The following is a 615-nucleotide window of genomic DNA, read 5'->3' as shown; positions in this document are numbered from 1 at the left end:
AATTCAGCGTACCACTACAGCCCAATAATGAGCACTGGAGCAAGCTTCCATACCAACAAGACAAGGAGGCATATTGGTCAACGTTTCGGACAACTTCTTTCTGCTGATATTTTTCTTCAAAAGAACTTTGCCTGATGAATCTACTCCGTGAAGAGCAAAAGAAGATTTAGCTAAGTCGATACCTAAAGTTGCAATGGTCATGGTCTCTTCCTCATTTATGTTACCGACTATAAGTTTAGACGGTGGGTGGAAGTGTCCATATCATTAACAACGCCCGGTGATTATGCCAACTGCCTCTTTGTTGAGAGCCGTAAGCCAGTAAAACAACGGTAGGTAGGTTGTCGTTCTTGAAGTGGAAACACTTAATTGAAATTGATTTCGAAAATCATCTACTTTTGCCGGTTTAAGATAAATATATTTAAAACAATCACTTAAGATGTAAGTTGCACTTCAAAAACTATGCGAACAGTTAAAGTGATGATTTGATCCATCAAATGGGATTACATAATAAAACCTTTTGTTCTTAATATTCGGTTCGAAGCAACGAGATGCTTTATTTATTTTGAATAATCCAAAAAATATCATTATTAAGTTATTAGTTAGATTATTTACTCC

1 pseudogene is annotated in these 615 nt (G+C 35.9%); it reads right to left on the bottom strand.

Annotation, left to right across the window (positions count from 1 at the left end):
• Positions 1 to 18: 18 nt before the first annotated feature.
• Positions 19 to 201: pseudogene (locus AB4154_RS22375) on the bottom strand (IS110 family transposase); the annotation flags it as partial.
• Between the last annotated feature and the right edge of the window lie 414 nt (positions 202 to 615).

The organism is Vibrio sp. 10N.286.51.B11, assembly GCF_041469245.1.
Lineage (GTDB): Bacteria > Pseudomonadota > Gammaproteobacteria > Enterobacterales > Vibrionaceae > Vibrio > Vibrio crassostreae_C.
The sequence above is the reverse complement of the archived record's forward strand: the minus strand, read 5'-3'. Positions and strand labels throughout refer to the sequence as shown.